The 24,011-nt window shown below is 65.6% G+C and carries 19 protein-coding genes and 1 tRNA gene; 12 read left to right on the top strand and 8 right to left on the bottom strand.

What is annotated here, in order from left to right; translation table 11 throughout:
- Positions 1-526: 526 nt before the first annotated feature.
- Genes ssd through ACPGXI_RS11035 form a run of 7 tightly spaced genes read left to right on the top strand, consistent with a single transcriptional unit; the run spans position 527 to position 5,105 of the window.
- Positions 527-1,672 (top strand): septum site-determining protein Ssd, encoded by a 1,146-nt coding sequence (ssd, locus tag ACPGXI_RS11005; protein WP_526652733.1) that lies wholly within the window; start codon positions 527-529, stop codon positions 1,670-1,672.
- Positions 1,669-2,847 (top strand): TadA family conjugal transfer-associated ATPase, encoded by a 1,179-nt coding sequence (locus ACPGXI_RS11010; protein ID WP_526652735.1) that lies wholly within the window; start codon positions 1,669-1,671, stop codon positions 2,845-2,847. The genes ssd and ACPGXI_RS11010 overlap by 4 nt, the downstream gene beginning before the upstream one ends.
- Entirely contained in the window at positions 2,844-3,629 is a 786-nt protein-coding gene (locus tag ACPGXI_RS11015; RefSeq protein ID WP_526652737.1) for a type II secretion system F family protein, read from the top strand. The genes ACPGXI_RS11010 and ACPGXI_RS11015 overlap by 4 nt, the downstream gene beginning before the upstream one ends.
- Entirely contained in the window at positions 3,626-4,198 is a 573-nt protein-coding gene (locus tag ACPGXI_RS11020) for a type II secretion system F family protein (protein WP_526652739.1), read from the top strand. Before ACPGXI_RS11015 ends, ACPGXI_RS11020 begins: the two co-directional genes overlap by 4 nt.
- 25 nt (positions 4,199-4,223) lie before the next feature.
- Positions 4,224-4,424 carry a DUF4244 domain-containing protein gene (locus tag ACPGXI_RS11025; RefSeq protein ID WP_526652741.1) on the top strand — a complete coding sequence of 67 codons (201 nt, stop codon included), beginning with the start codon at positions 4,224-4,226 and terminating at the stop codon, positions 4,422-4,424.
- A 14-nt stretch (positions 4,425-4,438) separates the two neighbouring features.
- Positions 4,439-4,753 carry a TadE family type IV pilus minor pilin gene (locus tag ACPGXI_RS11030; RefSeq protein ID WP_526652743.1) on the top strand — a complete coding sequence of 105 codons (315 nt, stop codon included), beginning with the start codon at positions 4,439-4,441 and terminating at the stop codon, positions 4,751-4,753.
- Positions 4,713-5,105: an Rv3654c family TadE-like protein gene (locus ACPGXI_RS11035; protein WP_526652745.1), complete on the top strand. Its 393-nt coding sequence runs from the start codon at positions 4,713-4,715 to the stop codon at positions 5,103-5,105. The genes ACPGXI_RS11030 and ACPGXI_RS11035 overlap by 41 nt, the downstream gene beginning before the upstream one ends.
- Before the next feature lie 10 nt (positions 5,106-5,115).
- Here the strand turns inward: ACPGXI_RS11035 and ACPGXI_RS11040 are convergent, their stop codons facing one another.
- Together ACPGXI_RS11040 and ACPGXI_RS11045 are read right to left on the bottom strand one after the other, a co-directional pair.
- A complete protein-coding gene (locus ACPGXI_RS11040) occupies positions 5,116-6,270 on the bottom strand; it encodes a PAS domain-containing protein (protein WP_526652747.1) in 1,155 nt (384 codons plus the stop codon).
- A 288-nt stretch (positions 6,271-6,558) separates the two neighbouring features.
- A complete protein-coding gene (locus tag ACPGXI_RS11045) occupies positions 6,559-8,997 on the bottom strand; it encodes a DEAD/DEAH box helicase (RefSeq protein ID WP_526652749.1) in 2,439 nt (812 codons plus the stop codon).
- A gap of 318 nt (positions 8,998-9,315) precedes the next feature.
- Between ACPGXI_RS11045 and ACPGXI_RS11050 the strand changes: the two genes are divergently transcribed.
- From ACPGXI_RS11050 to topA, 3 genes are all read left to right on the top strand, one after another.
- Positions 9,316-9,519: a cold-shock protein gene (locus tag ACPGXI_RS11050; RefSeq protein ID WP_006243848.1), complete on the top strand. Its 204-nt coding sequence runs from the start codon at positions 9,316-9,318 to the stop codon at positions 9,517-9,519.
- 150 nt (positions 9,520-9,669) lie between these two features.
- Positions 9,670-10,260: a hypothetical protein gene (locus tag ACPGXI_RS11055; protein ID WP_526652751.1), complete on the top strand. Its 591-nt coding sequence runs from the start codon at positions 9,670-9,672 to the stop codon at positions 10,258-10,260.
- 135 nt (positions 10,261-10,395) lie between these two features.
- Positions 10,396-13,284, top strand: coding sequence for a type I DNA topoisomerase (gene topA / locus ACPGXI_RS11060; protein ID WP_526652753.1), 2,889 nt, complete (start codon positions 10,396-10,398; stop codon positions 13,282-13,284).
- Here the strand turns inward: topA and ACPGXI_RS11065 are convergent.
- On the bottom strand, positions 13,281-14,864 hold the full coding sequence (locus ACPGXI_RS11065; protein WP_526652755.1) for an adenylate/guanylate cyclase domain-containing protein: 1,584 nt from the start codon (positions 14,862-14,864) through the stop codon (positions 13,281-13,283). The two genes, topA and ACPGXI_RS11065, sit on opposite strands and share 4 nt — an antisense overlap.
- 82 nt (positions 14,865-14,946) lie before the next feature.
- Here ACPGXI_RS11065 and ACPGXI_RS11070 point away from each other — a divergent pair, with 82 nt between their 5' ends.
- Together ACPGXI_RS11070 and ACPGXI_RS11075 are read left to right on the top strand one after the other, a co-directional pair.
- Positions 14,947-16,173 carry a DNA polymerase III subunit delta' gene (locus tag ACPGXI_RS11070; RefSeq protein WP_526652757.1) on the top strand — a complete coding sequence of 409 codons (1,227 nt, stop codon included), beginning with the start codon at positions 14,947-14,949 and terminating at the stop codon, positions 16,171-16,173.
- A gap of 140 nt (positions 16,174-16,313) precedes the next feature.
- Positions 16,314-16,386, top strand: a tRNA-Thr gene (locus ACPGXI_RS11075).
- A gap of 116 nt (positions 16,387-16,502) precedes the next feature.
- On the opposite strand, the gene ACPGXI_RS11080 is transcribed toward ACPGXI_RS11075, so the two are convergent.
- From ACPGXI_RS11080 to ACPGXI_RS11100, 5 genes are all read right to left on the bottom strand, one after another.
- Entirely contained in the window at positions 16,503-18,419 is a 1,917-nt protein-coding gene (locus tag ACPGXI_RS11080) for an EAL domain-containing protein (RefSeq protein WP_526652759.1), read from the bottom strand.
- A 190-nt stretch (positions 18,420-18,609) separates the two neighbouring features.
- Positions 18,610-20,376, bottom strand: coding sequence for a hypothetical protein (locus ACPGXI_RS11085; RefSeq protein WP_526652796.1), 1,767 nt, complete (start codon positions 20,374-20,376; stop codon positions 18,610-18,612).
- Positions 20,373-21,353: a UDP-glucose 4-epimerase GalE gene (galE, locus tag ACPGXI_RS11090; RefSeq protein WP_526652761.1), complete on the bottom strand. Its 981-nt coding sequence runs from the start codon at positions 21,351-21,353 to the stop codon at positions 20,373-20,375. The genes ACPGXI_RS11085 and galE overlap by 4 nt, the downstream gene beginning before the upstream one ends.
- A gap of 48 nt (positions 21,354-21,401) precedes the next feature.
- Entirely contained in the window at positions 21,402-22,655 is a 1,254-nt protein-coding gene (locus ACPGXI_RS11095; protein ID WP_526652763.1) for a polysaccharide biosynthesis protein, read from the bottom strand.
- Positions 22,652-23,998: a M1 family metallopeptidase gene (locus tag ACPGXI_RS11100; protein WP_526652765.1), complete on the bottom strand. Its 1,347-nt coding sequence runs from the start codon at positions 23,996-23,998 to the stop codon at positions 22,652-22,654. The genes ACPGXI_RS11095 and ACPGXI_RS11100 overlap by 4 nt, the downstream gene beginning before the upstream one ends.
- Positions 23,999-24,011 lie beyond the last annotated feature (13 nt).

Below are 24,011 nucleotides of genomic sequence, written 5' to 3' on the forward strand. Positions count from 1 at the left end.
GATCACCACGCCAGCATAAGGGGATGGCGTCTGACGCTTTCCGGCAGCCGGGACAAACTGGCAGTTCACGACACGTGTTTGCGCTTTTTAGCTGTCCCGTGCCGGCCGCCTTCCCGGCGGTTCCGTACTTGCGTTTGCGTGCGCTGGCGAGTGTATAGTAAGCGTCACTCGACTTATGTCGGGTGTGGATCAGCCCGACCCCCCGGGGCTGATACACGACGACCTCCGCCTCCTCCCCCTTGGCGGGGGTCGTCCCTTTTGGTAGTGACTTTTATGGCGACGGCCCGCGAATTTTCACGGCTGCTCCCCGCAAGTTCCTTGGCGGCGACCCGCAAGTTCCTTGGCGGCGACCCGCGAATTTTCACGGCTGCGGCCCCCGAAGCGTTGGGTTGTGCGAACTCCAAGAAGTTGCCGAATCGCATTTCTTGGGGTCGTCCCAGTGCCTGATCTGTCCCCAACTCCGAGTTGATCCACAGATTCCAACCACGCACTTTCGGCAGGCCCGGCGACAGTCGACGCTTGGGTCATGACCAAGCCCGCAGATCCCCCGGGGATCCTGGCCGTGATCGACGGCAAGGCGCTCAAGACCGATATCGACCGCGTGGTGGCCGCCGCGGGCTTGCCGGTGGCGCGCACCAGTGACCCGTCCAGCCGCAGGGTTTGGACCAGTGCCGCGGCGATTCTTCTAGACGCCCGTGCCGCGCGGCGGTGCGCCGAGCGTGGAATGCCCCGGCGTGCGCGGGTATTCCTGGTCGGTAACGCCGAGCCCGGCCCAGCCGACTGGGAGGCCGCTGTTGCCGTTGGTGCGCAAGGAGTCATGACGTTGCCCGCAGGTGACAGCGATCTGATGGCGGCCCTTTCCGACGCCGCGGAGGCTTCGCCGGCATCGGGCAATCGCGGCGTACGCGGACCTGTCGTAGCTGTCCTTGCAGGTCGTGGTGGTGCCGGGGCTTCGGTGTTCGCCACCGCGCTGGCCCAAGAATCCGCCGAGTCGCTGCTCATCGACGGGGACCCCTGGGGCGGTGGACTCGATCTGGTTCTCGGTAGTGAAACAGAACCTGGCCTGCGCTGGCCCGATCTCTCCTCGGCCGGCGGCCGCCTGAGTTACGCGGCATTACGTGATGCCTTGCCGGGGCGGCACGGGGTCAGCCTGCTTTCGGGCGGGCGCGTACTGCCCGGCGATCCATCCGGCGGTGAGATCAGAAGCAGTGACAGCAGATGCAGCGAAATCAAGCCGGTGCCGCTGTCCGCGGTGATCGACGCGGGAAGCCGGGCGGGGGTGACGGTGGTCTGCGATGTGGCCCGGCAGCCGACCCCGGCCGCCGAGACCGCGCTCGCCGCTGCGGATCTCGTCGTGTTGATCACAACGGCTGACGTGCGCTCATGTGCGGCCTCGGCTGCTATCGCACTGTGGGCCTCGGCCGGCAACCCGAATACCGGGGTGCTGGTACGCGGTCCGTCTCCGGGCGGTCTCCGGCCCACCGACATCGCCCAGATCGTGGGTTTGCCGGTGCTGGCGTCGATGCGTCCCGAACCCGGTATCCGGCCTCGCCTCGAGCGCGGCGGGCTCAGGCTTGGGCGCCGTTCACCGTTGGCAGGTGCAGCCCGCAAAGTCCTCGCAGTCCTTTGCCAGAACCCGCACCTCGGACACCCCGCCGAGTCCAGGGCATGAGCGCATCGCTGGTCGATCGGGTGCGAGAGCGGCTCGCGGCCGACGGCGTACCGCTGCGGGCGAGCGTGGTGGCGGCAGCCATCCGTGCGGAATCCGGCGGCGTGCTCGGGGATACCGAGGTGTTGACCAGTCTTCGCGAAATGCAGACCGAACTGGTTGGGGTGGGAGTTCTGGAACCATTGCTGTGCGGTCCGGGTACTACCGATGTGCTGGTGACGGCCCCCGACGGCGTCTGGGTGGACGACGGCAACGGTTTGCGACGGAGTTCAGTTCGATTCGCGGACGAGGCTGCGGTGCGCCGGCTTGCCCAGCGGTTGGCGTTGAGCGCCGGACGCCGCCTCGACGAAGCCCAACCCTGGGTCGACGGGCATCTCAGCCATCTGGGCTCGGCCCACCCGGACGGCGTCCTTACCGTGCGATTTCACGCGGTGCTGCCTCCGGTTGCCGCGGCGGGCACGTGCCTGTCCTTGCGGGTACTGCGGCCGGCCACTCAGGATCTCGACGCGTTGGTGGAAACGGGCGCGATCGAGGCCGAGGCAGGCGAATTGGTGCGCGACGTCCTCGACGCGCGGTTGGCTTTCGTCGTCTCCGGCGGAACCGGAGCCGGCAAGACCACCCTGTTGGCGGCCATGCTCGGCGCCGTGAACGCAGACGAGCGCATCGTGTGTGTGGAGGATGCCGCCGAGTTGGCACCCCGGCACCCCCATCTGGTGAAGCTCATCGCCCGCTGCGCCAACGTCGAGGGCGTCGGCGAGGTGACCGTTCGCGACCTGGTCAAGCAGGCGCTGCGGATGCGGCCCGATCGGATCGTCATCGGTGAAGTCCGTGGAGCCGAGGTCATCGACCTGCTCGCGGCGCTGAACACCGGGCACGACGGTGGCGCGGGTACGGTGCACGCCAATAATCCGGCAGAGGTACCCGCCCGGTTCGAAGCGCTGGGGGCGCTTGGCGGACTCGATCGCGGCGCATTGCACAGTCAGCTGGCCGCCGCCATCCAGGTGGTACTACACGTGAGACGCGACAGCGCGGGAAGTCGCCATCTGAGCGAGGTGGGGCTGCTGCAACGTGGCGAGGACGGCCGAGTGTGTGTGCTGCCCTGCTGGAACCGGAACAGCGGTTTCGGGCGCGGCGCCGAGACTCTGGGCACCTTGGTGCGCGCACGAAGGCGACCGTGATTGGCGCGGCCCTGGCCTTGGCCGCGGCAGTGCTGCTCGTCCCGTCCTCCGCGCGGCAGCGTGCCCGGGCACTCATGATGCTGCGACGCCGACGCCAGCGGCTCACGGTGTTGCCTTTCGCGGTGACCGCTTGCGCAGCACTGTCGTTGCTGATGCCGTGGACTGCTCTTTCGGGGCTGGGCCTGCTGATCGCGACGTTTGTGGTGCGTCGCCGCCTCGGCCTTCGTCGGCGAGCCGCCATCGCGGAAGCATCCGCACTGCAGAGTGCTCTCGATGTTCTGGTCGGGGAGTTGAGGGTCGGCGCGCATCCCGTCGCCGCGATCGGCGTAGCCGCCCAGGAGTCGGACGGTTGCGTCGCCCACTCACTGCGTTCGGTCGCCTCGCGCGCCTTTCTGGGAGCCGATGTGGCTGCCGGATTGCGCGCCGAGGCGCAGCGGTCAACGTCGCCGGGCCACTGGGAGAGATTGGCGGTGTGTTGGCAACTCGCGCACACACATGGGTTGGCAATCGCGACCCTGATGCAGGCCGCGCAGCGAGACATCGTCGAGCGCCGACGCTTCCATCAGGGTGTGGAGGCAGGAATGGCCGGCGCTCGCGCGACCGCGGCGATCCTCGCCGGCCTGCCGCTGCTCGGTGTCCTGCTCGGTCAATCAATCGGTGCCGATCCATTGAGTTTCCTATTCTCACAAGGAGCGGGCGGCTGGTTTCTCGTCGTCGGCAGCGGTTTGACCTGTTGCGGCCTGCTCTGGTCCGATCGCATCACCGCGAAGGTATTGACATGACCTGGGCTGCAGTGCTTCTCGCGGCATCTGTGTTGGCAATACCCCGAGCATCGTTGACCCGGATGAGGGCAGATCTGCAGCCGGTTGGCGAACGTCGGCGACGCCCGGTCGTCGACGATGCGCTCTCGGCGGCGGCCACCCTGGACCTATTTGCCGCCTGTCTGCGCTCCGGAATGGCGGTGTCGAGGGCAGCGGCTGCAGTGGCTGAGTCCGCGCCCGCATCCATGGCTGCGCTGTTCCGGCGTGCGGCCGATCTCTTGGCGCTTGGGGCGGACCCGGCTACAGCTTGGGTGAGCCCTGTTCAACCGGCGGACAAAACCATTCAGGCGTTGATGAGGATGGCGCGCCGATCGGCGCGTTCGGGTGCCGGACTGGCGCAGGGGATCGAGGATCTCGCTCTTCAGCTTCGGGCCGAGGCAGTCGACGCTGCGAGGGTGAAGGCCGAGCGCGCCTCGGTGTTGATCGCGGGGCCGCTCGGGATGTGCTATCTGCCCGCGTTCCTGTGCTTGGGCGTTGTGCCGGTAATCGCTGGACTGGCCGGTGAGGTCCTGCGCTCGGGAGTGCTGTGATCAGAAATGAATGAGAGGATCCATGATGAGAGAACGTTTTCGGGACCTACGGACCCGCCTAGTCGTCGCGGCGGTAGCCGACGACGGCATGTCGACCGTCGAGTACGCGATCGGCACCATCGCTGCGGCCGCGTTCGGGGCCGTCCTCTACACCGTCGTCACCGGGGACTCGATCGTCGGTGCATTGACCAATATCATCAGCCGGGCGCTGAACACCAAGTCCTAGGTGGGGAATGCGGAATGGCCACCGCGGAAGCGGCTTTCGCGATCCTCGCATTGGTGGCAGTGCTGGCTGTCTGCCTGGCAGGCCTCACCGCAGTATCCATGCAGGTGCGCTGCGTGGACGCGGCTCGGGAGGCGGCCCGACTGGCCGCGCGGGGTGACGACCTGGGCGCCGACTGGGCGGCGCGCACCGTCGCACCCGGCGGCGCGGTGCTGCGCTTACGCCGCAACGGATCCTACGTGGTCGCCACGGTCACCTCGAGATCGCCTTTCCTACCGGGTGTTTCGATCGATGCAGAGGCTATCGCCGCGGCTGAACCCGCTGCTCGGTGATCGCGGCTCGGCCAGCCTGATTGCTGCCGCGATGATCGCGGCACTGGCCGTGGTGACCGTGGGCGGTGCACATGTTGGGGCGGCGGTCATCGCGCGACACCGGGCGCAGGCAGCCGCGGATCTTGCCGCCCTCGCCGGAGCGGCTTACCTGCCTGCCGGAGCCGACACCGCGTGTGCGCAGGCTGCTGTGCTGGCGCGTGCGATGGGCACGATTGCGCTCACTTGCGCGGCGGAGGGGTTGGACCTCGTCGTAACTGTGGAGGCCTCGCCCGCTGTCGGTCCAGCCTGGATGGGGGCAGCCCGGGCGGTGGCCAGGGCTGGTCCAATAGATGTGGCCAGGGTGGGCCCATAGATACCGCGAGCTAGTCCGTGCCGGTTTTTTTCGTGCCGATCTTCTTTGTGCCCGTCTTCTTCTTGGCGGCTTTTTTCGTGCCGGTCTTCTTCTTGGCGGCGTCCTTCTTGCGCGAGGGCGCCTTTCGCTCACTGCCGGTCGGCTCCTCGGGCCCATCGAGGCCGGCGACGGCGAGTTCTTCCTGCGTGGGTAACCGAAATGCAGCCGCTCCGGCGTAGACGCCTTCATTGAGTTCGACGCGGTCCACGGTCGCGTGAACCGGGGTCCATCCGCCATGGTGGGCGACCATCCTCAGCACACCCGAGGTACCCCCAGTGTCGAACTCCGCAGCCATTCTGGCCAGCGTGGCCTGATCGGCTGGGTGGGCCCGGTCTCCCACGATCCCCGCCCGCCAGTCGAAGAACGGCGCGGGGTCGTCGAGCCACTTCAGCAGAGCCCATTGCCTGGGGTCCACCAGCGCCCGGTGCACGCCCGGTTCTGCCGTGTCATCGAGGATGCGTTGACCGAGGAGGTCCTCCTGGATGCTGGGCCCCTCCTGCACGCTGCGCCAATTCATCGCCCGACAGATCAACCGGGCCTTGCCGTCATCCTGTTCCTCCGAAAGGGAACGGGTGACGAATCCGACCGTGATCCGCTCGCCCAGGTAGTCGGTGAAGTCCCAGGTATCGCAGATCGACTGCCCCGCTTCGGGGTTTATCACCATGCTGATGATCTCGGACTCGCTGGGATCGAGATCGCGCCGGGGAAGCGCCTCGGCGAACACCCGTCCCAACACGGGCGCCTGGTCTGGATCCCACCCACCGATGCGCAGCGACTCGGGGGTGTCGGTGACGGTTCTCGCTGTGAGATCCACGATCAACGATCCGACGAGCGGCCGCGGTGGCGGTTCCTCGTCGGGTGTCCCCACCCAGATCTGCACCCCATGGATTCGGTTGTCCGACATCTGGACAACCTCGGTGCGAATCACGCGGTCGTTCTTGGGCGTGATGCTCGTCAGGCCCGTGCCGGCGCGAACCGTCTCGCCGATGGCGGTCTGGATAGCCATCAGGTGTGGGTCTCGCCCCAAGAACGTGTCGACCGGTAGCAGATTCTTGGTGTGGGCGCCCTGCGCGACGACGGCAGGCTCGCTGCCCAGTGTTTCCACGAGCAGCCAGTCGTGGGTCATGGCGGTAAGCCTACCGAGGGGTTGGGAGTTCCTGCTGATCCCGTTGCCATGGAATCCGCCTTCTTGTGTTTCCGAGTAGCTCCGCGTGCCGCCGGACCGCCGCGCGGGAGTTGCAGCCACGGCGCTCACAAGGTAATTTGCCATCATCCTAGTAGTCAGGGTCCAGGACAGATCGTACGGCGCAGTTGGTCTTTCGGTCGGCGTGTTTTGTTTGCCGTGATTTTCGGCTACGGTTTCCTAGCTCTGGTATCCAGAGGCGATCGTCGAGGGGTCGACCGCCGGGTGGATTCATGGGATCGCAGCCGCGAGTAGGCTGGCCACCAGTCGCAACACCCGGACCGCACCTTCTTTGTCCAGGGGGTCGTTGCCGTTCCCACACTTGGGCGACTGCACGCAGGACGGACAACCCGTCGGGCAGTCGCAGGCCTCGATTGCCGCGGCGGTGGCCCGCCACCAGGTATCGATGGTGGCGAATCCGCTGGCGGCGAAGCCTGCGCCACCGGGATAGCCGTCGTAGACGAATATCGCCGGCTGCCCGTCGACCGGGCCTGCTGCGGTGGACACCCCACCGATGTCGCCGCGATCGCAGCCGGCGAGCAACGGCAGCAGACCGATCGCGGCGTGTTCGGCCGCGTGCAGCGATCCAGGAATTCGTAGCGGGCCGATACCGCTGTCGCGCAGCGCTTCCGACGTGATCGTGCACATCACGGCCATGGTCTCGAGGGTGCGCGTCGGCATATGGAGGTCGACGAAGTCGATCACCGCACCGTCGGTGCGGCGGCGCAGGTATCCGGTGACCGTGTTGCTGACCGACACGGGCACCAGCCCCACGGTGACCGGCCCATGGTCGCAACATTCGCCCGGCCCGATCACATCGATAGCGGTTAACTCGCGGGCGAATGTCGTGTATCCGGGATCCTCGGCGTGGACGAAGGCAATGCCGTCCTCGAAGTCGAGGGAATCGACTACGTAGCTGTCACCTTGGTGCAGATAAACCGCCCCGGGATGGACCGATGCGGGTGCCTGCCCCACCCCGGTACTGCCCACCATGCGGCCCGTACCGCCTTCCAGGATCGCGATCTGTCCGCCGCTGGAGCCGCGGATGTCCACCCCGGGGTGCGGATCGACTCCGGGGGCGGGGAAGTAGCCGTTCGGCCGCCGGCGCAGCAAACCATCGTCGACCAATGTGCTTGCCACCGCTTCGGCGTTCCAACTACGCACCTCGACTTCGGTCAACGGAAGCTCGGTTGCCGCGCAAAGCAGCTGTGGTCCAAGGACATACGGGTTGCGCGGGTCTATGACGACCCGCTCTATGGGTTTGTCGAGCAAAGCGGCGGGGTGGTGAACCAGATAGGTGTCCAGGGGATCGTCGCGGGCGATCAGCACCACAAGTGCTCCCTGCCCGCGTCTGCCGGCGCGTCCCGCCTGCTGCCAGAACGAGGCGACGGTGCCGGGGAAGCCGGCCAGAACCACGGCATCAAGACCCGCGATGTCCACCCCCGACTCCAGAGCGTTGGTCGTTGCCACGCCGCGAAGTTCACCGCTGGCCAACGCCCGTTCGAGTACGCGACGGTCCTCGGCGAGGTAGCCGGCACGGTAAGAGGCAACCTGTGTTGACAGGTGCGGTGCCGTCTCGGCCAAGCGGACCTTGGCGCCCAACGCGGTGAGTTCAGCGCCCCGGCGAGACCGCACGAAGGTGAGCATGTGTGCCCCCTCCTCGATCAGGTCGGCCATCACCCGGGCGGCCTCGGCGCCGGCCGTTCGTCGCACCGGGGCTCCGTTCTCCCCCGCGAGGCCGTCGATCAGGGCTGGCTCCCACAGCGCGACAGTGCGTGCCCCCTGGGGTGAGCCGTCGTCAGTCACCTCCACCACACTTTGACCTATCAACTGGGAGGCAGTGATCGCCGGCTGCGCGGTGGTCGCGCTGGCGAAGATGACGGTGGGCCCAGAAGTGTTGGGCCCAGAAGTGTTGGGCCCAGAAGTGTTGGGCCCGGAAGTGTTGGGCCCGGAAGTGTTGGGCCCGGAAGTGTTAGGCCCGGAGGAGCGGGCGCCGGTCGCCGAATATCGAGCGCACAGCCGCAGGAGGCGGCGCAGCACCATCGCGATGTTCGACCCGAAAACACCTCGATAGTAATGGCATTCGTCCACCACAACGTACTCCAGATTGCGCAGGAAGACCGCCCATCGGGAATGGTTGCGCAGCATCGACAGATGAATCATGTCCGGATTGGAGAAGATCCACCGGGACCGTTCCCTGGCGAAGCGCCGCACCTCCGCAGAACTGTCACCGTCGTAGGGCGTCGGCGCGACGTCGGTGAGTCCGGGCATCCCGGAGATCAGTGAGACGGCCGATCGCAATTGGTCGTGCCCGAGCGCCTTGGTCGGCGCCAGGTACAGAGCCCGCGACCGCGGGTTGGCGTTCAGCGCTGTCACTATCGGCAGTTGGTAGGCGAGCGACTTTCCTGACGCGGCACCTGTGCTGAGTATTACGTGGCGTCCACCGTGAGCAAGCTCGGCCGCCGCCAGCTGATGCGACCACGGTGCCTCGATGCCGCGATCGCGGAAGCTTCTCACCACATCTGGGTCGGCCCACCGGGGCCAGGCCCGTTTTCTGGCCCGCCGCGGGGGCAGGTCTGCGACATGGCGCAGGGGTTTTTCGTCCGCTGCGGTGCCCTCGACCGCGCAAGCCAGCAGTCGGCGGCCGAAATCCGACACCGGATCTGTCACCTCGGCTCCTCCCGGATGTCGCGCGAATGCTGCCCACTGGCTGCCGAAAAAGCGCCCAGATGCCCTCGCAGGTAAATTGTTCACTACGTGATTTCTCCGAGACTGTCACCAGCGGCCCCGAACATGGTTGACTAACGGCGGTCGCAGCTTCTGTGTTCGTGTATTTGCACTCGCAGGATCGACGTTGCGGTCGCGGTTCCTGCGAGGGTGATGGTCGGGTCGACTCCGAGCACTCCAACCAGGTATGGCGGTCGGAACGGGCCCGGTACACCGGAAGTCGGTGGACCGCTCCCGGTAACGAGAAGGAAAGTACGAGAGATGCCCCAGGGAACTGTGAAGTGGTTCAACGCGGAGAAGGGCTTCGGCTTTATCGCCCCCGAGGACGGCTCTGCTGATGTGTTTGTCCACTACACGGAAATTCAGGGCAGCGGCTTCCGCACCCTGGAAGAGAACCAGAAGGTCGAGTTTGAGGTCGGCCAGAGCCCCAAGGGGCCGCAGGCTACCGGCGTTCGGGCCGTCTGAGGAACAGCGGGCCTAACCAGAGACCTCTTGCCCACCCTCGCGTCATCCATCACGGAATGCGCGGGGGTGGTCTGTTTCTGCGTGGTGTCCGGGACTGGGCCTTGTGGCCCGGCAACCTCTGTGCGGTCAGGCTGCCTTAATGTCACTGGTGTGAGCCAGCTGTCCTTCTTCTCGGCTGAGTCGGTGCCACCGGCTATAGCCGACCTGACAGGAATCCTGGCTGCGCCCGGACAGGCGTCCGTCGTTCTCAGCGCACAGGTGCCGGTTGCGCGGTTGTCGGTCGTGGTGGACCGGTTGTGGCGCGCCGAGGCGCTGGCCGAGATGATCACCGAGGCCGGCTTGCAGGCCGAGATCGCGCGGACCGATGAGGACACGCCGCTGGTTCGTACCGCGCTGGATGCTCGCCTGGTCCAGATCGCCGGGGATTGGACGAGGGGAGCGGTCAAGACCGTGCCGCCGCAGTGGCTGCCCGGGCCCCGGGAACTGCGGGCGTGGACGCTGGCATCCGGAACGCCCGATTCCGGCCGTTTTTTGCTCGGATTGGACCCGCATGCGCCCGACACGCACTCTCCGCTGGCCTCGGCGATGATGAGAGTCGGCATAGCGCCGACACTCATCGGCACCCGCGGGACGCATCCGGCGCTGCGGATCAGTGGCCGACGGCGTCTATCGCGCCTGGTGGAGAATGTGGGGGAGCCCCCCGACCGCGCTGAAGCGGTGACAAATTGGCCGCGGATATAGATGCTTGGCGGACAACCGTCGCGCGGGGGCCAGTTTGCGTCGGCAGGCCGGGGGTGCGAAATTGTCAGTTGCCGGAGCGGCTTGCAGGAATGGTGCGGGCCGACCAGGCAGTAGAAGAAGTGGAGCTAGGCGAAGGTGGCTGACGACAACCGCGGCAGCGGGAGCAACGTCCGGCGACTCGTGATTGTCGAGTCGCCTACCAAAGCGCGCAAAATCGCGGGTTATCTGGGATCCGGCTACATCGTCGAATCGTCCCGGGGACACATCCGGGACCTTCCCAGGGCTGCCGCAGATGTCCCCGCCAAGTACAAATCGGAGCCGTGGGCGCGCCTCGGGGTCAATGTCGATGCCGACTTCGAACCGCTCTACATCATCAGCCCGGAGAAGAAGAGCACCGTCGCCGAGCTGAAAGACTTGCTCAAGAGCGTCGATGAACTGTATCTGGCCACGGACGGCGACCGTGAGGGCGAAGCGATCGCCTGGCATCTCCTCGAGACGCTGAAACCGCGCGTCCCGGTCAAGAGAATGGTGTTCCACGAAATCACCGAGCCGGCGATCCGGGCGGCAGCCGAGGATCCGCGCGACCTGGACAACGACCTGGTCGATGCCCAGGAGACCCGGCGCATCCTCGACCGACTCTACGGCTACGAGGTCAGCCCGGTGCTGTGGAAGAAGGTGGCGCCCAAGCTGTCGGCCGGCCGGGTCCAGTCCGTCGCGACCCGGATCATCGTCCAGCGGGAACGTGAACGGATGGCGTTCCGCAGCGCGGGTTACTGGGATGTCACCGCTGAACTCGACGCCAGTGTGTCCGATGCAGCCGCGTCCCCGCCCAGGTTCACCGCCAAGCTCAACACCGTCGATGGTCGAAGGGTGGCCACCGGCCGTGATTTCGACTCGTTGGGTGCGGTCAAGAAGCCCGCTGAGGTGCTGGTCCTCGATGAGGCGGCGGCGGGCGAGTTGGCTACGGGGTTGCGCGGCGCGCAGTTGCACGTGTCCTCTGTCGAGCAGAAGCCCTATACGCGCCGTCCCTACCCGCCGTTCATGACCTCGACGCTGCAGCAGGAGGCCGGCCGTAAGCTGCGGTTCTCCTCGGAGCGCACCATGAGCATCGCACAGCGTCTCTATGAGAACGGCTACATCACCTATATGCGAACCGACTCCACGACACTGTCGCAGTCGGCGATTTCGGCCGCCCGCAATCAGGCTCGCCAGCTTTACGGCGAGGAGTACCTGCACCCGTCGCCACGGCAATACACACGCAAGGTCAAGAACGCCCAGGAAGCCCACGAGGCGATCCGCCCTTCAGGTGATGTGTTCCAGACCCCGGGTCAGTTGCACTCGGCACTCGACAGCGACGAATTCCGGCTCTACGAGCTGATCTGGCAGCGCACGGTCGCTTCACAGATGGCCGATGCCCGTGGCACGACGCTGTCGCTGCGCATCGCCGGCAGCTCCCGGCTCGGCGACGCGGCCTCGAGGGACGTGGTGTTCAATGCCAGCGGCCGCACTATCACCTTCTCCGGCTTCCTCAAGGCCTATGTGGAGAGCCTGGACGAACAGGCCGGCGGTGAGGCTGACGACGCCGAGAGCCGGTTACCGAGCCTGACCCAGGGGCAGCGGGTTGACGCAACACGGTTGACGGCTGACGGGCACACCACCAGCCCGCCGGCCCGCTTCACCGAAGCTTCGCTGATCAAGACGCTGGAAGACTTCGGCATCGGCCGGCCGTCGACCTACTCGTCGATCATCAAGACCATTCAAGACCGAGGCTACGTGCACAAGAAGGGCAGCGCGCTGGTCCCGTCATGGGTGGCGTTCGCGGTCATCGGGCTGCTCGAGCAGCACTTCGCCCGATTGGTCGACTATGACTTCACCGCGGCGATGGAAGACGAACTCGATCAGATCGCCTCGGGCAACGAGCGAAGGTCCAACTGGCTCAACAACTTCTACTTCGGTGGTGATCACGGGGTCGATGGTTCGATCGCCCGCGAAGGTGGCCTCAAGAAGCTCGTCGGCGGCAACCTGGAGGAGATCGATGCCCGTCTGGTCAATTCGATCAAGCTCTTTGACGATGACCAGGGCCGCGTGGTCAACGTCCGCGTCGGCCGAAACGGTCCGTATCTCGAGCGAATGGTGGCTCAAGACCCAGCCAAGCCGGGGGAGCTCACCCCGCAGCGAGCCAACCTGAGCGACAATTTGACACCGGACGAGCTGACGCTGGAGCTCGCCGAAAAAGCTTTCGCCACACCGCAAGAGGGCCGCAAGCTGGGTATCGACCCGGCGTCGGGGCACGAGATCGTGGCCAAAGATGGGCGGTACGGGCCCTACGTCACCGAGGTGTTGCCCGCGCCGCCCGACGGTGACGACGGCTCAGCTGGAACTCCTGCGAAGAAGGGCAAGAAACCGACGGGTCCCAAGCCGCGCACCGGATCGCTCCTGCGCACAATGGATCTCGAAACGGTGACCCTCGAGGATGCGCTGAAGCTCCTCTCGCTACCGCGGGTGGTTGGGGTCGACCCCGCGAACAATGAGGAGGTCACCGCGCAGAACGGGCGTTACGGCCCATACCTTAAGCGCGGCACCGACTCTCGCTCGCTGGCCACCGAAGATCAAATGTTCACCATCACGTTGGACGAAGCTCTGAAGATCTACGCTGAGCCCAAGCGCCGCGGTAGGCAAGGGGCGGCGACCCCGCCTCTGCGTGAGTTGGGTGAAGATCCGAACAGCGGCAAGCCGATGGTCATCAAGGACGGACGGTTCGGTCCCTACGTCACCGACGGCGAGACCAACGCCAGCCTGCGAAAGGGTGACGACGTGCTGTCCATCACCGATGAGCGGGCCTCGGAGCTGTTGGCCGACCGACGGGCCCGGGGACCCGCCAAGAAAGCTCCGAAGAAGGCTGCCAAGAAAGCCGCCAAGAAAGCCGTCGCCAAGAAGACGGCCAAGAAGACCGTCGCCAAGAAGACCGCCAAGAAAGCTGTAGCCAAAAAGTCTCCGGCGAAGAAAGCGGCCAAGGGAAGCTAGCGGGTCAGGTCGACTTCCTCGGCCGTGACCAGTTTGATCGGGCGAGCCAGCTGTGTCGGCTCGGTGCGCCCGCGCAGTTCGACGGTCTCGGCGACATCCCAGGCCAGTGCTTCCGAATCCAGGGCATCGCGGACGGCGATGGCGGAGGCCAGGACGTGTCCCTTTTCCATCTTCGCCAGCTCGGTCAGCCGGGCGGCCTCGTTCACCGGGTCACCGATCACCGTGTACTCGAACCGGGCCTGGGCGCCGATGTGACCGGCGATCGCCCTGCCGGCGGAGACGCCAATGCCGAATTCGGTCTCTCCGAGCACATTGATGAGCTCGTCATGCAGCTCCCGGGATGCAGCCAGCGCCGCTCCGGAGGCGTTGGGGTGCTCGATCGGTGCGCCGAAAATGGCCAGTGCAGCGTCACCCTGGAATTTGTTGACCAGCCCGCCATGCCGGTGAACCACGTCGACGACTACCCGGAAGAAGTCATTGAGCAGGCTGACGACTTCGGCGGCCGGGCGTGTTGCTGCCAGGTGGGTCGAGCCGACCAGGTCGACGAACAAGACGGCGACCTCGCGCTCCTGTCCGCCGAGTTGGGTGCCACGTTCCAGCGCCCGGCGAGCGACATCCTCCCCGACGTAGCGGCCGAACAGGTCACGCAATCGCTGCCGTTCAGCGAGGTCGCGCACCATGTCGTTGAATCCGGCCTGTAGTAGCCCCAGCTCACTGGCATCGTAGATCTGCATGTGGGCGTTGTAGTTGCCGCGCTGCACCTCGCTGAGCGCCCAGCGCAGCTGGCGCAGTGGGTCCGCGATGGACATCGCGACCAACACTGTGCTCGAAAGCCCGATCACCAGCGCGACGATGGCCAGCAGCAGGATGGTCGTGGTGAGTCGGTCGGGGCGGGCGGTGAGGATCCCGAATTTGCTGCCCACCAGCGCAAGCACAATCGCCATTACCGGCACGCCGGTGGAGAGCAACCAGGTAAGCACCTGGCGCAGGACGACGCCTGCAGCGTGAAAGTTCTCCGGCACGCCGCCGCGCAGGGCCGCGACGGCGACCGGCCGAAGGATCCGCTCAGACTGCAGATAGCCGATGATGGCGGTGGCGGTGGCGCCCAATGCGGCGGCGACGGCAACCACAGGTGCGGACTTACTGGCCACCGGCCAGCTGGCGATGATGAACACCACCGATCCCAGCAGCCAGTTGGTAGCGCTGATCAGCGAGCGATAGAACGGCATCTTGAGCGCCCGCATCCGGGCCTTTTCGGTTTCCGCCGGGTCACGATCGCCGAGCAGTAGGTCGCGTCGCTGCCAGCGCATGACTGGGATGAGCATGCGCAGCGACAAGTAGGACGCAAAGGTGAACGACACGAACAGGTAGCCCAGGAATATGGCCAGGTTGGCGGCCGGCAGATCCTGCAGCTGGAGGCGGTCCTCGGGAGGTAGACCCAAGCGCAGGAAGCCCAGAACCCACAGGGCGCCGATGATGTCGGCCTGCAGCATGCCCAGCGTGAACACCGGCCACGGGGTGCGCACGATCCAGCGGACGAGTGCGCTGATTCGCCCGCTCTCGGTCGCTTCGTCAGCCATTGGATTACCGTATCGGGCTCGGCTGAGGGTGACGGGGCGTCTGGAGCGGACGTGTCGGTTCGCGGCACTACTGTTATTGGCGATGGCAGCTGTTTTTTCGCGTCTGGTGGGCCAGCACGCTGTGGAATCCGAGTTGATCGCGGCGGCGAGAGCCGCCCGCGGTGATTCGGCTCACTCTGAGGGGCCCGGTGAGACGATGGCCGCAATCGGCCTGATGACCCACGCCTGGCTGATCACCGGGCCACCGGGTTCGGGTCGGTCGGTGGCCGCTTTGTGTTTCGCCGCCGCCTTGCAGTGCACCTCGGAGGGCGCGCCGGGCTGCGGGGAGTGCCGGGCCTGCACCACCACGATGGCGGGCACCCACGCCGACGTTCGGCGGACCATTCCGGAGGGACTGTCCATCGGCGTCGCAGAGATGCGGGCCATCGTGCAGATCGCGTCGCGGCGGCCCGGTACCGGCCGCTGGCAGATCGTGGTAATCGAGGACGCCGACCGCCTCACCGAGGGCGCGGCCAACGCACTGCTGAAAGTAGTGGAGGAGCCGCCGCCCTCCACGGTGTTCCTGTTGTGTGCACCCTCGGTTGATCCGGAGGACATCGCCATCACGCTGAGGTCGCGTTGCCGGCACGTCGCCCTGGTAACCCCGCCGGTGGACGCCATTGCCGGGGTGCTGATGGGGTCCGACGGACTGTCGGAAAAGGACGCGGCCTGGGCAGCCTCGGTCAGCGGTGGGCATGTTGGGCGGGCCCGACGGCTGGCGACCGATGAGCAGGCGCGGCAGAGACGTCTACGCGCGCTGGGTCTCGCTCGGGACGCCGCGACGCCATCGCGGGCCTATGCAGCCGCCGAAGAGTTGGTGGCTACCGCAGAGACGGAAGCCAAGGCTCTGACCGGGGGCCGCAACGAGGCTGAGGCGGAGGAGTTGCGTACCGCGCTGGGCGCGGGCGGCACGGGTAAAGGCACCGCGGGGTCGGTGCGTCGTGGCGCCGGTGCGATCAAGGACCTCGAGCGGCGCCAGAAATCACGTCAGACCCGTGCGTCGCGGGACGCGCTCGACCGGGCGCTGATCGACCTCGCAACGTACTTCCGTGATGCTCTGTTCATCGCGTCGGGCGCGGGTCAGGTGACGCCCAACCATCCCGATATGGCTGAGAAGGTGGCGGCGATGGCGGCCCACGTGCCGCCGGAAAAGCTGTTGCGGTGCATCGAGGCGGTACTGGACTGCCGCGCGGCCCTGGCGGTCAACGTCAAACCCAAATTCGCAGTGGACGCCATGGTCGGCACTGTCGGGCAGGCGCTGCGCGGCTGACATCCGTCGGGCTGGAGAAGGTGCTGGTTTCACGCACGTGGTGCAGGGGATCAACTTGGGTCGCCGGAGGCCGCTGTCGTAGACTCAGGCCGCCCGACGGTGTCGATCGCTATTTGCGTCAGCGTTCATCGCCCTGGCAAGCCGCCTTAGCTCAGTCGGCAGAGCGATTCACTCGTAATGAATAGGTCGGGGGTTCGACTCCCCCAGGCGGCTCTGGTTGGAATCTCAGGACATGGGAATAGCCCGAACCCTCGCTCAGGGGTTGGGCTATTTCGGTGGGCGGCTGGGATATTTCCCTGGCGGCTGATGGTCGGGCCGCCGGCTCGCCCTCATCTCGACCACGTACCGACCGGCGCCGGCCTGCCGAAGAGATATCCCTGCGCGCGATCCACTCCCATCTCGGCAAGCCGTTCCAGTACCTCCTGCGACTCGACGCCTTCGGCGATGGTGGTCAGTCCGTAGGCCCGCGCCACGACGACAATCGTGTTGACGATGCGTTCGTCGTCGCGATCCTCCAGCATGCCCCGGACGAAGGTCAGGTCGATTTTCAATTCGCACAGATCAAGATGCCGCAGTTCGGTGAAGGAGCCGTATCCGGTACCGAAGTCATCTAGAGCTACCCGGCAACCCAGACCCCTCATGGACATGGAAAACGACTTGGCGACCGCAGGCGAAGCGAGGGCGGTGTTCTCGGTGATCTCGAAAGTGATCCTGTCCGTGACGTCTGGGCCAGCCGAGGCGAGCGCCTCGATGATCTTTTGGATGGCCTTTGCGTCGCAGATTGTTTGGCCGGTGATGTTCACGCTCACCTGCCTGCCGGCACGGGCCAATTCGATTGCGCGGCCGACCATGTATTGATCGATCACCGGCATCAATCCATGCTGTTCGCATTGGGGAAGAAATTCGCTCGGCGGCAGGATCTCTTCTGCACCTGAGGTACGTAGCCGTACCAGCAGCTCCTCTTCGACGGTCGCTTTGGTCGCAACATCGACAATCGGTTGCGAATAGACCAGGAGCCTTTCCTCGCTGATGGCCGTGGCGACAAGATCTTGCCACTTGGCTCGTTCGGCGGCCTCCTGCTGGTTCTTCCTGCTGTCAGTAATGTCAGTTCGTATCGTGACCAGCTCTGTGATTGCGCCCGCGGCGTTGCGCAACGGGAATCGGTGGGTCATGAACAAGGTGTGGTCTGGCCCCAGCTGGATGGACTCTTCCTCGATGGAAGGATCGCCAACCAGAAGTCCAGGAGCAGCGAGCCTAGAGCGTTGAAGGACGTCGGGCGGCAGGATTTCGTCCTCGGTCCGGCCGATCACTTCCTCAGCAGATTCGTATCCGAACAATTGGCAGAACGCGGTGTTGACCAGGGTGTAGCGGTGCCGTGAATCTCGGACCGAGACTGCCGACGGCGTCTTTCCCACCACCGATTCGAAACGCTTTTTTTCGACCTTTTGTATATTCCTCGCTTCGATCAGGCTGTCGCGCATGGCTGCCACGGCCGTCGAGATCACCTGAACCTCGTGGGGACCAGCACCGCCGATGGGGCTGTCATAGACGCCGTCCGCCACGGCGCGTATGTCGCTCACCAGCCGGGCAACCGGCCGGTTGACCATCCGAACCATCATCGTGACGATGCCGGCGATGACGACCACCAAGGCAGCTGCCGCACTGTACTGAACGAGGTTTGCCGTCCGCTGCACTGACCGAAGCTGCTGAAGCCCTTCGGCTATCAGGGTCTCGATCCGCGTGCTGAGAGCGCCAGCCCGTTCGCGGAGCTTGTCGAACAACTCCTTGCCGTCGAGAACTAGCGGGCTGAGCTGTTCCTGGGTTATCGACGCGGCGCGCTGCGCGGCGATTTGAGGCTCGGCCGCCTGCTCCCGCCAGGTGGCGGCCGCTGCGACGACATCCTCGAACAACGTGAGGAGTTGGCCTCCATCCGGCGCGCGGGAAAGCTCGGTACGAAGCTCGTCGACCAGCCGATTGGCCTCGGCGGTGCCGGAGTTGTAGGGCGCGAGGGTAACCGGGTCGCCGGTGAGCAGAAACCCTCGCTGGCCGGTCTCCTGGTTGAGATATGCGCGGGCCAACTGCGAACTCTTGACCCGGACCGGTAGGAGACGGTTTTCGAGATCGGAGACAATGCGCCCGACAGAGGCCTGAGACAGCATCGAAGTCGATATCGTGACCGCGAAAACCAGAATGATCGCACCAGCTAGAACGGCAACCAGTTGGTTAAGGGAAAGGCGCAATGCCATTCAGCCGCCCCTCACCGATGAACAGAGACCGTCGGGTATCACCGTACCCATCGCCGGCAACCGCACGAAGGAATTCTCGATCGTGGTAGCCGAGCCCGTTGAGCAGGATTAACTCTCGCCAGTCACGCGAGGCACCATGGAATCCGAAAGTTTGTGTGCGCCGGAAATAATCGCAGGCCCTCACACTTGCCTACCGCGGAGCCGCGTACCCGACCGGACCGGAGGCGACACACACCGAAAGCGCCGCCGTTTCTGCCCGCACGGTGATCGCATTGCCGGCGCCCGGCAATCGCACGTAGACCCGGTTGAGACCAGGCCGAACCGGAACCTTGACCCGGTCGCCTTCGGTCAGGGACAGGGTCATCGAGCCGTCGCTGTTGGCCAGATAGTTGAACTCGACGGTCCAGTCAGCGGGAAGTAACGGTCCGTCCAACGGCATACGCACCGGGATATCGGGCTGCACCAGGTATCCGCACTGTGGAGCGGGTCCGGGCAGGATGAAGCGCACCCAGGTCACTTTCGCGTCCGCCAGGTTTCCCGAGGCGTCCAGCATGCGTAGTTCACCTGTAGCAGAGGAGAATTCCGGGCGATCTTCGAGGAGACCGAACATATGGCTGGCGAGATTCTCCGGCCATGCCACTCGCTGTAGCACCAGCGGATCAACCTCCTGATCCAACATCGGCGCGTCCGACGAGGCATGCGCCGTTGCCAGAGCGGCCCGTGCGTTGTGCAGGTATGGCTGTGCGGGGTTGTCGCGCCAACTGGTCAGGAAGGTCGCCGTCGAGTACAGACAGCTCGCCACGAACGCCACCGTCAGGCAGGCGACCGTGGCCGACCTCCTCGCCGACGAGTCCAGCCAACCCGAGCGTGCCCGGTTGGGTGCGCACAGGCCGACCGCCGCCAGCAGCGTCAGCACGACAACGAGATCGGGCAGGTAGCGCAATGTCTGGGCCAATTCCAGCGCGGTGAACTGCGATGATCGCATGAGGTAGATCGGTACCTGGCAGGCCACTGCGTACCCCAGTGCGGCCAGCCACACACCGCCGATGCGCTGCTTACGAACCATCGTCAGCGCGATGACCGCCGCCAGCACGGCCCAGCCGAGGACCATCACCGCTGCCGGCGGCGTCGCCCACGGAGAGGCCGGAGCCCAGCGTTGCCAATTCCACGGCCCACCAACCAGACCCGGCACGATCCCGTGAGTGAAGGAGCGCCACAACAGATCCCTCGTCATCGACAGGTCGAAGCTCCAACGCTGCTGGTCCACGACGATCAGATACACCCCGACCCAGGCGACGGTAAGCGCCAGACACGCCGTCCACAGACGCGCTGCCGCACGCCAGACCGTTCCGACCGAACCGGTACCGGTCACGTGACAATGAAGCGCGGCGACGGTGAACGCGACGAACGGAATGATCGCGGATTTCTCGAAGAACAACAGCCCGCCGAGGTACGCCAGTGCGCCGGTGAACACATAGCGGCGGTTGCCGGTGCGCACCAGTAGAATCGCGTCGGCGCACACCCATGCCATCGCGGCCAGCATCGGCAGCGAATTCAATGCCGCCGCCCACCACGCGAACCCCGGGACAGCCAGCGGTGTGAACAGGGCGAATGTCAAGGGCACCAATAGCACCGGGCGCCAGCCCAGGATCACATGCAGCGCCCGCAGCAGCGCCAGCGAAGCCAGCAACGAGAGCACTACGAGGCTGATGGCCGGACCCGCCCAGTTCAGCGGTGCAAGTCGGGTGATGGTGCCGGCCAACAGAAATGCGCCGGGCATCACATGGCCGTCGTGGTCGTCGAAAAGGTATGCCGGTGACAGCAGGCTCTGGGTCCCGGCCCGGCCGACGAGGATCAAGTCGTCCCAGTAATAGTAGCCTCCGAACGCCAGGACTGCTCGGATGCCCAATTGGACAGCGATCAGCGACAGAGCTGTGCGGGCGACCCAGGTTTTCACGAGCGCGGGTAGGCGTCTCCGGCGCGCTGGCGGGCGGCCCACGCCGAGGCCACCATGTCGTGAAGTGAATGTCGCATGGCCCAGCCCAGATCCCGGGCGGCGAGATCGCCTGCCGCCACAATGCGCGCCGGGTCGCCCGGCCGCCGGGGCATGATCTCGGGTTCGAAATCAATACCGGTGACCTCACGGATTGCCGTCATGATCGCCCGTACGGATGTGCCGTCACCGCTGCCGAGGTTGTATACCGACTCCACCGGCAGACCCTCATCGAGTCTGCGGGCCGCAGCGACGTGTGCCAGCGCCAAGTCCGAGACATGGATGTAATCGCGCACGCAGCTGCCGTCCGGCGTCGGGTAGTCATCGCCGTTGATGGTCGGTGTGGCTCCGCGATAGAGCATGTCGAACACCCTCGGAAACAGATTGTGCGGGCTGGTGTCGAACAACTGATCTGAGCCCGAGCCGACCACATTGAAATAGCGCAGGCTGGTATGCCGAAGTCCATGGGCAACCTCGGCATCGCGCAGCAGCCACTCACCGATCAGTTTTGTTTCCCCATAAGGTGATTGGGGTTCGGTGGGGGTGGTTTCATCCACGATCTCGACATTTGGTGTGCCGAATGTGGCAGCGCTGGAGGAGAACACGATCCTGTCCACACCCACGAGCTGCATCGCTTGTAACAGGTTGACGGTGGATGTCACGTTCTGCTCGTAGGTGTGCAGGGGGCGCTTGACGGACTCACCCGCGTACTTGTATCCCGCGATGTGGATGACGCCGTGCAACTCGAAGCGCCGCAGGGTGTCCTCGATCAACGCCCTGTCGAGCAGGGTTCCTCGGATGAAGGTTGCGGATTCGGGAACGAAGTGCTCGAATCCGCTGGACAGGTCGTCGATCACCACTACCGGAACGTCGGCATCTAGCAGGGCGCGGGCCACATGCGACCCGATGTACCCAGCTCCGCCGGTCACCAGCCAGCCCATCTCGTCTCCTTTGCGCTTCAATGCAGCGTATTCCGTCGGTGTTGCAGGCTAGCCCGCAGCGCGGGCCAGCGCGCTCAGGTGCATTGCTATGCCCAGCAGCGGCCCGCAGAGCAGGGCGACCACCGTGCGGGCCTCGAGGTCGAGGGGCAGCAGCAACAGCAGTCCCGAAGCAACCGTGGCGCACAACCATCCCGCCGAATAGGCTCGGTGCAGCGCAGCGGCGACTGTCGCCGCGCCGGTCAGCGTCAGCAATGCGATCGCGGCGGCGGCAGCGGTGAGCCACGCCAGCAGCGCACCATCGGCGAGGTATTCGGGGCCGAAGGCTTCCCGCAGCAACCAAGGCCCGAACGCTCCGGCAAGAGCGACCCCGACCACGCCGAGCCCACCGATCAGCGCGGCGGGCACCACAAGTGCCCGCATCCGGTGCCTGCGCTGGTCGACGAAATGCGCAATCAGATTGCCCTGCATGGCGGTCAGCGGCACCAGCAGGGGCGCACGGGTCAACGTGACAGCGAGGATAACCACCCCGCCCGCTGCGCCGAGTTCGCCACCCGACGTGACTTTCAGCAGTACGGGAAATCCCATCACCAGGACCGCGCTTGCGCCTGCCGCGGTAATCGAGTGCGCGGCGCCGCGTAGGAACGTCGTCGTCGGACCCGAGGCGAGCAGCCGCGCGGCCGATCTCGTGGTGGGCGAGACCAGGAGCAGGAACAGCCACGCGATCGAACCGGCGACAGTGGCCCACAGGTATCCGCCGAGCCCCCAGCCCACCGCGAAAGTGGCGGCCGCCAACGTGACCCGAAGCACCGCGTCAGCGACCATCAGGGTCCCGTACTGGGACCACCGGTCGACCCCCGCGAGAGCGCCGAGCAGCGTGGTGTGCAGACAGAACCCGGCCAGGCCGACGCACAACAGCGCGACGCTGAGCAGGCGGTCCTCGGTGAAAACCTGCTCGGACCACAGCGGCGAGGTGGCGGCGATCACCACCGCGGCGGTCAGGCCGACCCCGGTGGCGACTCGCATCGGGTGAGTGCGTTGCTCCGCGGGATCCGCAGTAGGGTCTGCCTGCCCCAACCGGACTTCGCGCGTGGTCTCCTGTAACAGTCCGAAGGCAGCCCCGCTGACCAGCCCGAATGCGCCCCAGAACACCCCGAACACCGAGAACCCGGCGGGTTGGAGGTCGCGCGCCGCGAGGTAGAGCACCGCATATCCGCACAGTGCCGACACTGCGGTGGCGGACCCGACACGGACAACGCTGCTCCTTGTGACCGCGCCCGAGGGGCCGACAACCGCGTCGGTCACGCCCGCGTGTCCAGCGGGGGAACCTCGGTTGAGTACAGCCACGCGGTCCACAGGGCGTGCAACGAATGCTTGGAATAGTGCGAGGCCAAGGAGATGAAGTCGTCGGTGACCACGGTGCTGTGCCGGTAGCGGGTCGTCCAATCCTTGAGCAAGGCAAAGAAATCGGGATCGCCGATCTCCTTGCGCAGCGCGTGCAGGGTGAGCGCTCCGCGTTTGTACACCCGATCGTCGAACATGTCGGGCGGTCCGGGGTCGGCGAGCACCAGGTTCTGCGATGAGCTGAGCAACCGCTGGTGATAGTGGCGTGCGAGGTCCTCGGCGGTGCGCTCTCCGCTGTGCTCCGACCACAGCCACTCGGCGTAGCAGGCGAACCCTTCATGCAGCCAGATGTGGCGCCAGCGCTGAGCGGTGACCGAGTTACCGAACCACTGGTGGGCGAGTTCGTGGGCGATCAGCCGTTCAAAACTCCGCTGCCCGTCGCAGTGGTTGGCGCCGAAGATCGAGATGCCCTGTGCCTCAAGTGGAATCTCGAGAACATCATCGGTCACCACCACTGTGTAGCCGTCGGCCAACGGGTAGGCGCCGAACAGCTTCACGAACAACCTCATCATCTGCGGCTGACGGCCGAAATCGTGATCGAAGTCTGCGCGTAGCCGATCGGGCAGGACCGAGAAGGTCTCGACGCCGTTCTTGGACATCCGGTGTCTGTTGTACATCCCGATCTGCAGCGTGATGAGATAGGTGGAGGTGGGTTCGGCCTGCTCGTAGTTCCAGGTGGTCATTCCGGCACGGGCTCGCCGGGCCAGGAGCTTGCCGTTGGCGATCGCGAAGTAGGGGCTTTCCGTGCTGATCTGGACCCGGAAGCTGGCCTTGGCGCTGGGGTGATCATCGCAAGGAAACCAGGAGGCTGCCCCATTGGGCTGCCCGGCGACCAACACGCCCTCGGTCAACTCCTCGAAACCGACTTCGCCCCAATGGGAACGGATCGGACGGGGGCGGCCACCGTAGCGCACGACTACCGTCATCGCTGTTTCGGCGGGTAGCCGTTCCGAAAGGGTGATGTGCAGTTTCCCTGCCGCGGTGCGGAACTGAGCGGTTCGCTTACCGTTCACGGTCACCTTGGCCACGGCGAGCGCGTCTGACAGGTCAAGGGTGAAGGTCTTCAGCTCGGCCAATGTGACAGCGCGGATCGTGGCCGAGCCCGCAAGCCGGTTGATCGCCACCTTGTACTCGAGTTCGAGTTCGTAGCGTGACACGCGGTAGCCGAAATTTCCGGTGCTGGGGATGTAGGGGTCGATGACCGGTTGTCCGTTCTTCTTGGCTGTCCGTCTAGGCCGTATCACCCGCTACGCCCTG

Source organism: Mycobacterium sp., from assembly GCF_049608025.1.
In the GTDB taxonomy this organism is placed as follows: domain Bacteria; phylum Actinomycetota; class Actinomycetes; order Mycobacteriales; family Mycobacteriaceae; genus Mycobacterium.